The 14,166-nt window shown below is 60.3% G+C and carries 14 protein-coding genes; 11 read left to right on the forward strand and 3 right to left on the reverse strand.

Going from position 1 to position 14,166, the window contains the following annotated elements; genetic code table 11:
* The first annotated feature begins 426 nt into the window (after positions 1–426).
* Entirely contained in the window at positions 427–756 is a 330-nt protein-coding gene (locus H0V78_01065) for a transposase (protein MBA2350410.1), read from the forward strand.
* 44 nt (positions 757–800) lie between these two features.
* Here the strand turns inward: H0V78_01065 and H0V78_01070 are convergent, their stop codons facing one another.
* Positions 801–968 carry a hypothetical protein gene (locus H0V78_01070; GenBank protein ID MBA2350411.1) on the reverse strand — a complete coding sequence of 56 codons (168 nt, stop codon included), beginning with the start codon at positions 966–968 and terminating at the stop codon, positions 801–803.
* Positions 969–997: 29 nt separating this feature from the next.
* Here H0V78_01070 and H0V78_01075 point away from each other — a divergent pair, with 29 nt between their 5' ends.
* Positions 998–1,453 carry a DDE-type integrase/transposase/recombinase gene (locus tag H0V78_01075; GenBank protein ID MBA2350412.1) on the forward strand — a complete coding sequence of 152 codons (456 nt, stop codon included), beginning with the start codon at positions 998–1,000 and terminating at the stop codon, positions 1,451–1,453.
* Positions 1,392–1,610, forward strand: a complete 219-nt coding sequence (locus H0V78_01080) for an IS3 family transposase (GenBank protein MBA2350413.1) — start codon at positions 1,392–1,394, stop codon at positions 1,608–1,610. The genes H0V78_01075 and H0V78_01080 overlap by 62 nt, the downstream gene beginning before the upstream one ends.
* Positions 1,611–1,763: 153 nt before the next feature.
* On the opposite strand, the gene H0V78_01085 is transcribed toward H0V78_01080, so the two are convergent.
* Positions 1,764–3,401 (reverse strand): acyltransferase family protein, encoded by a 1,638-nt coding sequence (locus H0V78_01085; protein MBA2350414.1) that lies wholly within the window; start codon positions 3,399–3,401, stop codon positions 1,764–1,766.
* 255 nt (positions 3,402–3,656) lie between these two features.
* Here H0V78_01085 and H0V78_01090 point away from each other — a divergent pair, with 255 nt between their 5' ends.
* Both H0V78_01090 and H0V78_01095 read left to right on the forward strand, forming a co-directional pair.
* On the forward strand, positions 3,657–4,646 hold the full coding sequence (locus H0V78_01090; GenBank protein ID MBA2350415.1) for a cytochrome c oxidase assembly protein: 990 nt from the start codon (positions 3,657–3,659) through the stop codon (positions 4,644–4,646).
* Complete coding sequence (locus tag H0V78_01095; protein ID MBA2350416.1) at positions 4,643–5,005, forward strand: c-type cytochrome; 363 nt, start codon at positions 4,643–4,645, stop codon at positions 5,003–5,005. The genes H0V78_01090 and H0V78_01095 overlap by 4 nt, the downstream gene beginning before the upstream one ends.
* 31 nt (positions 5,006–5,036) lie before the next feature.
* On the opposite strand, the gene H0V78_01100 is transcribed toward H0V78_01095, so the two are convergent.
* Positions 5,037–5,390: a DUF3293 domain-containing protein gene (locus H0V78_01100; protein ID MBA2350417.1), complete on the reverse strand. Its 354-nt coding sequence runs from the start codon at positions 5,388–5,390 to the stop codon at positions 5,037–5,039.
* 352 nt (positions 5,391–5,742) lie between these two features.
* On the opposite strand from H0V78_01100, the gene H0V78_01105 reads away from it, so the two are divergent.
* The 6 genes from H0V78_01105 to glmS form a co-directional block, all read left to right on the forward strand.
* Positions 5,743–6,630 (forward strand): c-type cytochrome, encoded by an 888-nt coding sequence (locus tag H0V78_01105; GenBank protein ID MBA2350418.1) that lies wholly within the window; start codon positions 5,743–5,745, stop codon positions 6,628–6,630.
* A gap of 4 nt (positions 6,631–6,634) precedes the next feature.
* Entirely contained in the window at positions 6,635–7,666 is a 1,032-nt protein-coding gene (coxB, locus tag H0V78_01110; GenBank protein MBA2350419.1) for a cytochrome c oxidase subunit II, read from the forward strand.
* Between the two features lie 241 nt (positions 7,667–7,907).
* The gene (gene ctaD, locus H0V78_01115) at positions 7,908–10,415 is read left to right on the forward strand and encodes a cytochrome c oxidase subunit I (GenBank protein ID MBA2350420.1); all 2,508 of its coding nucleotides are present in this window, start codon (positions 7,908–7,910) and stop codon (positions 10,413–10,415) included.
* A gap of 4 nt (positions 10,416–10,419) precedes the next feature.
* Complete coding sequence (locus tag H0V78_01120; GenBank protein ID MBA2350421.1) at positions 10,420–10,758, forward strand: hypothetical protein; 339 nt, start codon at positions 10,420–10,422, stop codon at positions 10,756–10,758.
* Positions 10,759–10,884: 126 nt separating this feature from the next.
* Entirely contained in the window at positions 10,885–12,246 is a 1,362-nt protein-coding gene (gene glmU / locus H0V78_01125) for a bifunctional UDP-N-acetylglucosamine diphosphorylase/glucosamine-1-phosphate N-acetyltransferase GlmU (protein ID MBA2350422.1), read from the forward strand.
* A gap of 260 nt (positions 12,247–12,506) precedes the next feature.
* The coding region (gene glmS, locus H0V78_01130; protein MBA2350423.1) for a glutamine--fructose-6-phosphate transaminase (isomerizing) at positions 12,507–14,166 on the forward strand (1,660 nt) is incomplete at its 3' end.

A 14,166-nucleotide genomic window follows, 5' to 3' on the forward strand; every position in this document is an offset into this window, starting at 1 on the left:
TTGTCGCTTCAGTTTCCTCTCGTGATGAGCTTGAATGCCTTTCTTGATCCCTTTGAGAAAGAACCGCTCCAAACCTTTATGTCTAAAGCTCTTGATCACTGGCTATAGTGTATCGTGTAACGATACATGATGCAAGAGCATAACGATGCGATTGAGCGAGGAGCCCCTACAATGAGTAGCGAAGCCCGGCTTTGGTACAGATAAATACAAGCGGCCTGTGGAGGTGGTGGACTGGGCCCGCAGTATGACCGAGCCTGAACAGGCTCAGGACTCCATTTCTTTCCTGGGGCCTGCCCTTCGGCAGCGGCATTGCCCGGCGTCCCGGACAGCGGCTCTATCCTGATGCAAAAGCGAATAAATCGAGTCTGAGCTAACCCGTATTTTCCGGACACTTTTGAAGGTAGACAATACCTGTGGAGGTGTCGAATGGGAAAGTCGATTGAGAAGGTCAATCCCGAGCGCCGGCGGGCTCGGTTCGCGAAGGGATTCAAGGTCGAAGCGGTTCGTTTGCCGGAGCTGGGCCAAAAGCCAGCGACTCAGCTTGCCTTGGAACTGGGAATAGCCCGCAATCAGCTCTACAAGTGGCAAGAGCAGATGAGACGCGCAGGCGTATCAGGCGCGTTTCGCGGTCCCGGCGCAAAACCACTGGACGAGCAAAGCGAAGTCGAGCGGTTGAAGCGCGAGTTAAAGCGCGTCACTGAGGAGCGCGACATCCTAAAAAAGGCCGCGGCGTACTTTGCGAAAGAACTGCCGTGAAGTACGGCTTCATCCGGAAACATCAAGCGCAGTTCGCAGTGAGTTCACTGTGCCGCGCGCTTGCGGTATCGCGCAGCGGTTTCTATGCGTGGCGGGATCGGCCACTCAGCTGCCGTGCACAGCGTCATGCCGATCTGCTTGTCGAAATCCGCCGCGTGCATGCCGAGCATCGTGAAGCCTATGGCGCCATCAAGACCGGGCGTGCGCTGCAACGTCAAGGGATGCCTGCGGCAAGCACTGCGTGGCGAAGCTCAGGCTTAAAGCCGGGATCGAGGCCAAGAGAAAGTACTACTTCCGGGTGATCACCGAACACCACCACACGAAAGCCGCGGCGCCTGATTTGATCAAGCGGCAATTCGCCTCAATAGCGCCCGATCGCGCGTGGGTCGGTGACATGACCTTCATCCGCACCCGGGCCGGCTGGTTGCATTTGGCGGTTCTTGGCGATCTGTATTCACGGCGCGTGGTGGGATGGGGAATGAGCGAACGGCCGAATGAGGGATTGCCACTCGCCGCGCTGGAAATGGCCTTCATGCATCGGCGGCCCGAACATGGCCTGATTCACCACACCGACCAAGGGCCCATCTATCGCGCTCATTCCTACCGGGCTCTGATGGCTGAATGTGCAGCCGAGCATGGGGGCGAAGGACAGCGCTTACGACAATGCAGTGGCGGAGAGCTTCTTCTCCAACCTTAAGAACGAACTCGTCCACCATTGCGATTTCGTTACACGGGACCACGCGAGAGCCGCAATCTTCGATTACATTGAGCTGTTCTATAACCGCAAGCGCATCCACCAATCGCTCGGCTATCGCACTCCTGAAGAGGTTGAACGAGAATGGCGTGGGGCTTAATTAACCTGTCCGGGGAAACTGGGTTAGCTCAGTCTGACCCTATTTACCTACCTACCCCGGCGATAGCCTATCAATCGCCCGTGCAGTTCGAACGTGGACTTCGCCGCGTATGCGAAAGCGTTGGGAATCCGCAAATCATCTACGAACGCCCTCTTAAGGCACGCGCGTCGAATATTCTTCGGCTGCGCGGACTGTCGCCTTGCGATTACGGGTTCGGCGCGATGCCGATTCCTGCAGGGCGCGTTCGATCGCCTCGTTCAAACCGGCCCAATGGCCCGGCATAACGCGGTGAATAAAGCGCCAGATGCGCGATTGCGTCGGCTCGACCGCCGATTCCAGCAAGGGATGAGCGGTCGCGAAAACGCGATCGGCTTCGTCGTGCGCAATTTCCTCGACTATCGAAATACGATACTGGACACCGGCTTTTGATTTCTGCACTTGCGATGAAGTGACTCGCACCGGAATCAGGCGTCCATCCTTGTGCAAATAACGTTTTTGAATCGCGTAGCTGCGCATCTTGCCTGTCACCAGTTGCGCCAGCAGCTTCTCCTCCTGGACCAGATCGTCCGCGTGCGTGATATCGCGAAAAGACATTTGCAGCAACTCGTCGCGCGAATAGCCCAGCAATTGGCAAAGCTTTCTGTTGACGTTGAGCAGCGATCCGCTCAGGTTGACCTGCTCGATGCCGATCGGCACCCGTTCCCAGCGCGATGCGAACAGACGCTGCGCGATTTTTTCGAAACCGGTTTTCCCCTTGAGCCGCAAGGCGCGTTTCTCGACGATATGCCATGACGCCACCGCCAGAAGCAAGGTCGGCACAAAAGACAGGGCGAGCAGTTCGAGAGCCGCAAGATCGCGATTGAAATACACGATCGTCTGCTGCACCGGATAGTGATAGATATAAAGCCCGTACGAATAGTCGCCGATGCGGTTGAACGCATCGATACGCAGGCGCGGCTCGTAGGCAACCCACAGCACCGTATACGCCAGTGAAAAGCCGAACACGCCCAGCGCCAGCGAATAGTAGCCGAAAAGATAAAGCAGAGTGATCAGCGCGCCGAAGACAACCACGCCAAACGCGTTCAACGGAATATGGTCGCGGTTGATGTACAGAAACGAGCCGAGCGCAAAGTAGCTCGCAAGGCGCGGCATGTTGATCATCTCTTCCTTGAGGAGCGTGAATGCGTCGGGCCATTCGAAGGTAAAGATGATCGCCAGAATAAAGAAAATATTGAATATCCTGCGGTTCTTTAAAATACCCAGCGCGCCGATCAAGGCGACCGCGCAGTAAAGACGCGTTTCCTTGGGCAGGGTCCAAAGCGCACCGTTGACCGAATCGGGAACTGGATTGTTCTGAAATACCCCGGGCAGGATGTAAACGGTCTCGAGCAGGCTCAGGTTAAGCAGAAAGTACCACCAGGTTTGCCACTCGCTGAAGTACGAAGACAAGGGCAAAGTGGTGGTCAGCGGTCCGACGATCAGCACGGTCAGAACCAGCGCGATGAATAGCGCCGGCAGGATGCGCAGGAAGCGCGCTTCCAGAAATACCCAGACGTTCGCCCTCTGCAGGAAGCTTTGCGTTACCAGGAAACCGCTGATGACGAAGAAAATGTTGACGCCGAGATCGCCGGAGTCCCAGCGCGGCGTTCCGACCAGGACCGGCACGAAGGCGTCCTGCCCGCCGTTGACGGTAAAACTGTGCGCAAAAATGACCATAGATGCCGCAATAAAGCGCAGCAAATTGAAATTATTGTCACGACCCTGACAATAATCGGCGATCGTTTTTTGCATCGTCTATCCGTATCTACGAAATAAAAAACGCCATTCTTCCGGCGCACTTGGCATTTTTGCAACCGCGATCCTAATCCTGGTTTTACTGCCGCCGCAACTATTGTGCCATAGGAATTCACAAGTCGGATGCTCTCCGCTCGGCGGCATATCAACAACCACGCTGTCCCGCCGCCACTGGCAGGCAAAGCTAAGTCAGGCCGCGACATTCGATTGCAGAGTCGGATTGGCAAACCAAAGAGGTGCACAGCGGTCACAATGGATTGGCCTGCACCACGGCGCGGCCTGCCTACGACGCGGATGATAAAACCAGCGGTAATCTTCGCCATCACGCTGCTGTCGGCGCCCGCGGCTGCGCACGTCATCGAGAAATCCGGCCGCTATGCCTTCTTGCTCACCTGGAACCCCGACCCGTGGCTGATCGCGGCGCTGCTCGCGACTTCCGCGCTTTATGCCATCGGGCTCGGGAATCTTCGAGGCGAACATACGCGGACCAAGCTGCCGCAATGGCGCGCTTTGGCGTTTTGCGGCGGATGGCTGGCGCTCGTGGCGGCGCTGATTTCGCCGCTCGATGCGCTCGGCAGCATGCTGTTTTCGGCGCACATGGTCCAGCACGAACTGCTGATGCTGGTCGCAGCACCCTTGCTGGTGCTCGGCAAACCGCTCGCCGTGTTCGTATGGGGTCTGCCCGCATCATGGCGGCGCGCACTCGCCAGCCCGTTCCGGTCGAACTTGTGGAAACGGCCGTGGCATCGGCTGACGAGGCCGCTGGCGGCGTGGACCATACACGCCGTCGTGCTCTGGGCCTGGCATGCACCATTGCTGTTTCAGGCCAGCCTGCGGAACAACGCCATCCACGAACTGCAGCACGCCAGTTTTCTGCTGTCCGCGCTCCTGTTCTGGTGGGCATTGCTGCGCGGCCGCACGCGTCTGTCGGCCGCGCTCTACGTCTTGACGACGATGATCCACACCGGCGTGCTCGGCGCATTGCTGACATTCGCGCCCGAGCCCTGGTATCCGCTTTATCTCGCCACGACGGCGGCGTGGGGTTTCTCGCCGCTCGAGGATCAGCAACTCGGCGGCCTCATCATGTGGGTGCCGGCTGGATTCGTCCTGATGTTCGCCGGGCTGTTACTGCTCGGCAAGTGGTTATCGGCGCAGTCTCTTCGAAACCACTCGCTTCGAAATCAGCCGCTTCGAAATCCTGATACCGAGCCGGTTACTGCGGCGCATGGTGTCGAATCATGAAGCATCTTTCACTTCTCTTGGCTTTACTGGGCCTTGCCGGATGCGGCGAAAAACCGGTGACGCCCCTGGCCGACGCGCGCGGCGATGCCGAACGCGGCAAGCAGCTATTGTGGCAATACGGCTGCGGTGCGTGTCACAGCATCCCCGAGGTCAAGGGTGCTTTCGGCAACGTCGGCCCGCCGCTTGAAGGCATGGCTGAGCGCGTGTATCTCGCCGGCTTCCTTCCCAACACGCCGGAAAACATGGTGCGCTGGATACGCGCGCCGCAAGCGGTCGATCCGCTGACCGCGATGCCCGACCTGAAAGTGACCGAAGCGCACGCGCACGATATGGCGGCGTACTTGTACCGGTTGAAGTAGCGCGGCGCCGGACGCTTCACTCTCCATGCGTTCACTCTCCATGTTCATCGACTTCCCTCCAATTTTCTGCTTGCCCGTTTTGGGAAGGACAAAACGCGAGTTCGGCGGTTTTACCGAGGCTGCCGAGCACAACCGCGTTTTGCCCCAACGCCGCGCCGAGCCGGATGGCTTCTTCCGGCGGGATGCCGAGGATGAGGAAGCTTTCTTCCGCAATCCAGCCAGCCTCCTGCGGTACGCCTCGACCCGGAAAGACGCGATATCGCAGCTCCTGCAACCGGCTGCGAAGCTGCCCACTACGCTCGCGGTTTTCAGCAGCCGATAAGCGCTCCGAGCCGGGGTTGTTGGCCGTGACAAAGGCCCAATACGTTTCACCGGATTCGCGCAAAAGCGCATCGACCTCGCCGCTAGCTTCGCCGATCCGGATGACGAATGCGCCTCCGAGGCGATCGACAGTGTAAGCCGTGCTCCGGTAAGCGTGCGCCAACGCCTCACGCGCAGAGCCGGTCACGGGATTGTTTTTTGCCACACGTCCTCGCATACGAGGTCTATGGATTTTCACGTTGCGGTTTTCCTACAAACCCCTATACCAATAGCGGGCCGATGGTCGCGGGTAACGCGCTTTTCGCGGGCAAACCGGCCCGGCTGCTGAATCGAATTAACGCCAAAGCTGATAAGCTGGCTGTGTAATTTTGCCAGCGATTGAAAAAAGTACCAGACCGCTCGAGCGATCATCGCGAATGACAACACGCTTTATCGCGAATTCCGCTAGCCGGAATCCCGGGGGAACGGCCATCCGAACATTGATCGCACTGCTCGTGCTCGCTCTACTCGCGGCAGCCGGCGGAACGCTGTTTATCTACTTCGGCGTTTACAACGTCGCAGCGACAGAGCAGCACACAGGGCCCGTGTACTGGCTGATGCATGTCGCCATGCGCCGCTCGGTGCAGCAGCGCGCCAAACACATCGCGGTGCCGCCGCTTGACGAGCGTGCAACCATCGAACGCGGCTTTCGGCTTTACGAGGCGAACTGCGAAATCTGCCATGGCGGACCCGGTGTCGCCCCCGATGCGATCGCACTCGGCCTGACGCCGTTGCCGGCCAATCTCGCCCATACCGCGCTGCATTGGGAACCGGCCGAGCTGTTCTGGGTGATCAAGCACGGCATCAAGATGGCCGGCATGCCGGCCTGGGAGTTTCGGCTTCCCGAACCGGATCTGTGGGCGATCGTCGCTTTCCTGCAGGAGTTGCCTAAACTCACGCCGCTGCAATACAAGGCTATCGCGCAATCGCTGCGTGAAGTCGATGCGGAAGCGGTGCCATCGTTGCCTGACGCGACGCCGGGACGCGGCGATGTCGAGCGCGGCAAAACAGCGGTTTATCAGTACGCGTGCGTGACGTGTCATAAAATACCGGGCATCGTCGGCGCCAACGCGCCGGTCGGCCCGCCGCTCGACAAAATCGCGACCCGCGTTTTTATCGCCGGCACCCTGCCGAACACCCCTGAGAACATGATCCGCTGGCTGCGCTCGCCTCTCGCGGTCAATCCAAAAACCGCGATGCCCGATCTGCGCGTGACCGAGCGCGACGCGTGGGACATCGCGGCGTACTTGTATACGCTGAAGTGAATGCATGAAGCGGCTCGGCATCGCAATAAGTAACGCCTTGCCCGTTATCTGCGGTTGTCTGCTGCTCACCGCCTGCGGCGGCATCCAGTCTGTCTTCGATCCGCATGGTCCGAATGCCCGGCACACCGCGCACATCGGCTGGGTGATGTTTATCGGCGGCACGCTGATCTTTCTCCTCGTCGCTGCCTTCGCGGCATACGCGATCCTGCGCGAACCGGAACAGCGCGGCTGGATCGCGCGGCACGGTTTCATTATCGGCGGCGGCATCGTGTTTCCGCTGATCACGCTGACCGCGCTGTTGATTTACGATTTTCGCACGACGCGCGCGATCGGCGCCGGGCTTGATTCCCCTGTGTTTGCAATCGAGGTCGTCGGCGAACAATGGTGGTGGCGCGTGCGGTATGCGGGCGGTGGCGATGGTGATGGAAATGCCGATGCTGCCGGCGCAGGGTTCGTTGTCAGCGCCAACGAAATCCATATCCCGGCCGGCCGCACCGTGACGTTCGCGCTGACAAGCGCCGATGTCATTCACAGTTTCTGGGTGCCGAACCTCGCCGGCAAGCTCGACATGATTCCGGGGCGCACCACGACGCTCCGCATTCAGGCCGATCGCGCCGGCGTATTTCGCGGCCAATGCGCCGAATACTGCGGCGGCCCGCACGCGAAAATGGCGTTTTATGTCGTCGCGCACGAGCCGGAGGAATTCGAACGCTGGCTGGCGAACGAGCGCACGCCGGCGCAGCCGCCCGGCACGCCATTTCTCGCTCAAGGCCAACGCCTGTTTCTGGGAACGTCCTGCGCGGTCTGTCACCAGATACGCGGCACGGATGCGCGAGGACAAGTAGGCCCCGATCTCACACACGTCGGCAGCCGTATATCGATCGGCGCCGGCATCCTGCCCAACAATACCGGCACCTTGGCCGGCTGGATCGCGTCGAGCCAGCATTTGAAACCCGGCAACCGGATGCCGTCGTTCGACGCCTTTACCGGCGAAGAACTGCGCGCGCTGGCGGCGTATCTGGAGAGTTTGAAGTGACGCATCCGTCATGCCGAGTCCGATGGCCGGCGATAATCTCCAGGAATGCGCTATCAGACGCTTCCCCTTTTGAAAAAGGGGGACAGGGGAGGATTTTCGGTGGCGCCAAACGCGACGGCGTCACGCCCCTCGCTACGCTCTCCCCCCTACCCCCTTTTTCCAAAGGAAGCATGTGCGCCTCCCTTCTTTCGGGGAGAACCCATGGACCAGAAGTTCGGTACAGGAAGCAATGGATGCTTCGATGACCCTTCCCAATCCCCTGCCGCGCCCAGCCGATGAGTTGGAGAAACTCAAGGAAGTCTGGAAACCGCCGGGCGGGTGGCGGATCATCACGGCCGTCAACAACACGCATATCGGCCTGTTTTACGTCGGCACCGCGTTCCTGTTTTTCCTGCTGGCGGGCGTGCTCGCGCTCTTGATGCGCGCGCAGCTCGCGGTTCCCGAAAACGACCTGATCGGCCCCGACACCTACAATCAGCTCTTCACCATGCACGGCACGGTGATGATGTTTCTGTTCGCCGTGCCGGTGGTCGAAGCGATGGGCGTGCTGCTGCTGCCGAACATGCTGGGCGCGCGCGATCTGCCGTTCCCGCGGCTTTCCGCCTATGCGTTCTGGGCCTATTTCGTCGGCGGGCTGGTGTTTTTCTGCAGCCTGTTCTTCGGCCTCGCGCCGCAGAGCGGCTGGTTCATGTATCCGCCGCTTTCGAGCTATCAGTATTCGACCGGCATCAACGATGATTTCTGGCTGCTCGGCATCGGCTTCATCGAAATTTCCGCGATTGCCGGCGCCATCGAAATCATCGTTGGCGTGCTGCGCACGCGCCCCCCTGGGATGACGCTCGACAAGCTGCCGATTTTCGCGTGGGCGATGCTGGTATTCGCGGGCATGATCGTGTTCGCGTTCCCGGCAGTCATCCTCGCGACCACCTTGCTCGAACTGGAGCGCGCGTTTCATTGGCCGTTCTTCATCGCCGAAAAAGGCGGTGATCCACTGCTGTGGCAGCATCTTTTCTGGTTCTTCGGCCATCCCGAGGTCTATATCATTTTCCTGCCGGCCGCCGGCATGGTGTCGATGATCGTTCCGGCGATGACGGGGACGCGGCTGGTCGGCTATAAATTCATCGTGCTGGCGCTGGTCGGCGTCGGCTTCCTGAGCTTCGGTCTGTGGGTGCATCACATGTTCGCGACCGGCATTCCGCGGCTCAGCTTAAGTTTTTTCTCGGCGGCAAGCATGGCGGTGGCGATCCCTTCAGGCATCCAGGTGTTCGCGTGGATTGCGACCATCGCCAGGGGCAAACTCAGACTCACGGTGCCATCGCTGTTCGTGCTCGGCTTCCTGTTCATATTCGTGCTCGGCGGCCTGACCGGCGTCATGGTCGCCGTCGTGCCGTTCGATCTACAGGTTCACGACACGTATTTCATCGTCGCGCATTTTCATTACGTGCTGTTCGGCGGCATGGTGTTTCCGCTGTTCGCCGCCCTCTATTACTGGATGCCGTTCGTGAGTTCGCGGCCGCTGTCGGAACGCCTCGGCCGCTGGGCTTTCGGCCTGATCTTCATCGGCTTCAACGTCGCGTTTTTTCCGATGCACGCGACCGGTCTGCTCGGCATGCCGCGCCGCGTCTACACCTACTCGGCCGGACTCGGCTGGGACACGCTGAACATGGTCTCGACGATAGGCGCGTTCACGATCGCCACCGGCGTGATCGTGTTTCTGGCCGATCTCGCGCGCAATTTCCGGCCGGCCAGCGAAGAAAACGCCGGTAATATCTGGAATGCCGGCACGCTGGAATGGCTGCCCAGCGGCCACTACTCGGTGCGCAGCATTCCGGTCGTTACGAGCCGCGAGCCGCTGTGGGATCAGGCCAACCTGGCGGACGACGTCGAAGCCGGCCGCTACTACCTGCCGGGCGCGCCGACCGGTCGCCGCGAAACGCTGATCACAAGCCCGATCGATGCCGAACCCCAGCATCTGCTGCAGTTGCCGGGGCCGGGCTGGCCGCCGCTGTTGTCGGCGGTTTTCACGGCGGCGTTCTTCCTGTTGCTGACCGGGAAATTCGTCATGCCGGCGACGATCTGCGCCGTGCTGGCGATCGCGCTGATGATCAAATGGCTGTGGGCGACTGACCCCGGCCCGAGCCATGCGCCGGTCGATATCGGCGGCGGCGTTACGGTGCCGGTTTACGAGACCGGCGCGTCGTCAACTTCGTGGTGGGCGATGCTCGTGCTGATCCTGGTCGCGGCGGCGATATTTTCGTCGCTGATTTTCTCGTATCTGTTTTTGTGGACGGTGGCGCCGGCGAGCTGGCCTGCGGCCGGGGCGCTACCGGCGGCGGCGTATCCGCTCATCGCAGCCGGATTCCTCGCCGCGAGCAGCGCGTTGATCGCCTATGCAAGCCGGGCGCTCAAGAAATCCGCTGCTTGGCCGTTGCGCATTGCGATGCTGGTCGCGGTTCCGCTGATCGCCGCTGCATTTGGTTTCGAGCTATACGGCCAGTTGCAATCGGGACTGCGGCCTACTGATACGGGATACGCAGCGGTCGTCTACACCCTGATCGCGTTCCAGGGTTTTTATGGTTTTGTGCTCACGCTCATGGTGCTCTACACAGTCGCGCGCTCATTCCGCGGCCTGCTCGATTCGCAGCGCCGGGCGACTTTCGACAATACCATGCTGCTCTGGCATTACGCGGTGGCACAGGCGCTGATCGCGCTCGCTCTGGTGCACGGCTTTCCACGGCTGCTGGGCTGATTCCATGACTTTGTCGCGCTTCACGCGCACCGCATTGCGCATGTTCTCCGGGCCGCTCATCTGGGGCATGCACTTTCTGGCTATCTATGTGTTCGCCGCGATCGTCTGCGCGCGTCGGCCCTTCGATCCAGACTGGGTCGCCGCGGTGCCGTGGACCATACTTGCGATGACACTGTTGGCCGCCGCTGCCCTGCTGGCCATGATCGTCCCGGCTATTCGCGCCAACGGCCGGGAGGACGTGAGTGGTTTCATTGCGTGGACAACTGCCGCACTCGCCGCGCTTGCGCTGGCCGCCGTAATCTGGGAAACGCTGCCGGTGCTGCTGGTACCGATCTGCGAGTAGCTTGCGGGCCTCTAATAGCGCGCGCGAGAACAAGCGCAGATTCGCCCGGATACTCGCGATACCGCTCCAGAATTGCCGGGCGTGCGATAATTCGCCGTCATATTCCGCAACATCAATCGAATGCCGCTGAACGTCTTGATCCTCGCCGCCGGCCGCGGCGTGCGCATGCGCTCCGCCCTCCCCAAGGTTTTACATCCGCTTGCCGGGCGGCCGCTGCTGCGGCACGCGATCGATACCGCGCGCGCCCTGGGCCCGCAAAAAATCTGCATCGTCTACGGTTATGGCGGCGAAACCGTTCCGCGAGCCATCGCCGGCGAAGATCTCTTTTTCGTCAAACAGGAACCGCAGCTCGGCACCGGGCACGCGTTGATGCAGGCGATGCCGGCGCTTGCGGACAGCCCAGCATCTGCCACACTCGTGCTGTACGGTGACGTCCCGCTGATTGGCCGCGAAACCCTGACGCGCATGCTGGCGAACGGCGATCAGGGTCTGACCTTGCTGACCGTATCGCTCGACGATCCGACCGGCTACGGCCGCATCGTGCGCGATGAGCGCAATGCCGTGCGCGCGATCGTCGAGCAGAAAGACGCGAATGAAGCGCAGCGCCAAATCAACGAGATCAACACCGGCATCATGCTGATCCCGACTTCGCGTCTGCCAGGCTGGCTGGCAAAGCTCACGACCGGGAACGCGCAAGGTGAATACTATCTGACCGATATCGTCGCGCTCGCCATCGCCGATGGCGTCGCAGTCGCGACCGTGCAGCCGGCGCGCAGTTGGGAGGCGCTAGGCGTCAACAGCAAGGCGCAGCTCGTCAGCCTCGAGAGGATTTATCAGCGGAATGTTGCCGAGGGATTACTCGAAGCGGGCGTCACGCTGGCCGATGCCGCGCGTATCGATGTGCGCGGCGGTTTACATTGCGGCGCCGATGTTTTCATCGACATAAATTGCGTGTTTGAAGGCGATGTTACGCTTGAAGATGGCGTGCGGATCGGGGCGAACTGCGTGCTGCGCAATTCGACCGTCGGCGCGCGCAGCAACCTCAAACCATTCAGCCTGATCGAGGATGCAGAGATCGGTACGGATTGTTCGATTGGACCTTTCGCGCGCCTGCGTCCGGGGACGACGATGGGCGTGGGCGCGAAAATCGGCAACTTCGTCGAGACCAAGAAAACCGTCATCGGCGATGGCTCCAAGATCAATCATCTGAGCTATGTCGGCGATACCGATATCGGCCGCAACGTCAACATAGGCGCCGGCACGATCACCTGCAATTACGATGGCGCCAACAAGCATCGCACCGTAATCGAAGACGACGCTTTTATCGGCTCGGACACGCAGCTCGTAGCACCCGTGAAAGTCGGCCGCGGCGCCACCCTCGGTGCCGGAACGACGCTGACCGCCGATGCTCCGGCCGGCGAGCTGACGATTTCGCGGGCGAGGCAAACCACGATCGCCGGCTGGAAACGGCCGAAGAAGAAAATATAATCGTATTAAGCTTTTCATAAATGGTTAACACATTTCTCGTCGTACCCGCCCCCGATTCGAACATTCGAGGGCAGGCTGCGCTGGGGACCCAGTACCTTGCTTTGACGGCACTGGATTCCCGCTTCTCGCGGGAAAGACAGGGGTGGTTGTCAGGCATTTATGCGAAGATCAGTAGGCGCTGACGTCTTACCCACAGAAGAAAACGCACGCGCAAGTTTTCAACTCGAGCCTGCATTAATCAACGATTCGGGAGTACCGTCATGTGCGGCATAGTCGGCGCGATCGCGCAACGCAACGTCGTCCCCATCCTGCTCGAAGGCCTGCAACGCCTCGAATATCGAGGTTACGATTCGGCCGGCATCGCCGTTCTGAACGGCGAAATAAAACGCGTACGCGCCATCGGCCGCGTCGCCGCAATGCAAGCCAAAGCGCAGTCGGAAGGAACCGCCGGATTGATCGGCATCGGCCATACGCGCTGGGCAACGCACGGCGGAGTGACCGAGCTGAACGCTCATCCGCACGTCTCGCGCAACGAACTCGCCGTCGTTCACAACGGCATCATCGAAAACCACGACGAGCAGCGCGAGCGCCTGCAAGCGCGAGGGTACATCTTCGAATCGCAAACCGACACCGAAGTCGTCGCGCATCTGATTCATTATCACTACCAACTTTGCGGCGATTTGTTTGCGGCGACGCGGAAGGCAGTCGGCGAACTAAGCGGCGCTTTCGCCATCGGCGTGGTATCGCTCGCCGAACCCGAGGTCATGATCTGCGCTCGGCTCGGTTGTCCGCTTTTGATCGGCGTCGGCGAAGGCGAAAATTTCATAGCATCGGATGTATCGGCGGTGCTCTCGGTCACCCGAAAGGTGATCTATCTCGAAGACGGCGACGTCGCCGAAATCAGACGCGACCGTATCAGCATTGTCGATGCCGATGGCATTGCGGCTGTGCGCCCATTGCACGTCAGCGACGCGTCGCTCGCGTCGCTCGAACTCGGCCCCTACAGCCATTTCATGCAGAAGGAGATCCACGAGCAGCCACGCGCGCTGACCGACACCATAGATCCCGTCATCGGCAAGGGCTTCGTAGCACCTTTGTTCGGCGCCGAGGCCGAGCGTGTGTTTGCCGATATCGACAGCGTGCTGATCCTCGCCGCCGGCACCAGCTATTACGCCGGCCTGACCGCGAAATACTGGATCGAAGCGATTGCCAAAATTCCGGCCAGCGTCGAAATCGCCAGCGAATACCGCTATCGTTCGTCGGTGCCAAATCCGAAACAGCAGGTCATCACGATTTCGCAATCCGGCGAAACGCTGGACACGATGGAAGCGCTGAAGCACGCGAAAATGCTCGGCCACGACAAAACGCTATCGATCTGCAACGTGCCCGAAAGCGCGATTCCACGCGGATCGAAGCTCGTGTTCTACACGCGCGCCGGCCCCGAAATCGGCGTCGCATCGACCAAAGCGTTCACCACGCAACTCGCCGCGCTATTCACGTTCGCCGTAACACTGGGGCTGACGCGCGGAACAATTTCCGCCGAAAAGGCGGTCGAGTATCAAGCGCTATTGCGCCTGCTGCCGGGCAGCGTGCAGCACGCGCTGAATCTCGAACCGCAAATCGCCGAGTGGGCAAAGCTGTTCGGGCGCAAAGAACACGCGCTGTTCCTGGGACGCGGCATTCACTACCCGATCGCGCTAGAAGGCGCACTCAAGCTCAAGGAGATTTCCTACATCCACGCCGAAGCCTATCCCGCCGGCGAACTCAAGCATGGCCCGCTCGCGCTCGTCGATCGCGACATGCCGGTTGTCGTCATCGCGCCAAACGATACGCTGCTCGAAAAAGTGAAATCCAACATGCAGGAAGTCCGCGCCCGAGGCGGCGAGCTGTTTGTTTTCGCCGATCTCGACAGTCACTTCG

It is taken from the genome of Burkholderiales bacterium, from assembly GCA_013695435.1.
In the GTDB taxonomy this organism is placed as follows: domain Bacteria; phylum Pseudomonadota; class Gammaproteobacteria; order Burkholderiales; family JACMKV01; genus JACMKV01.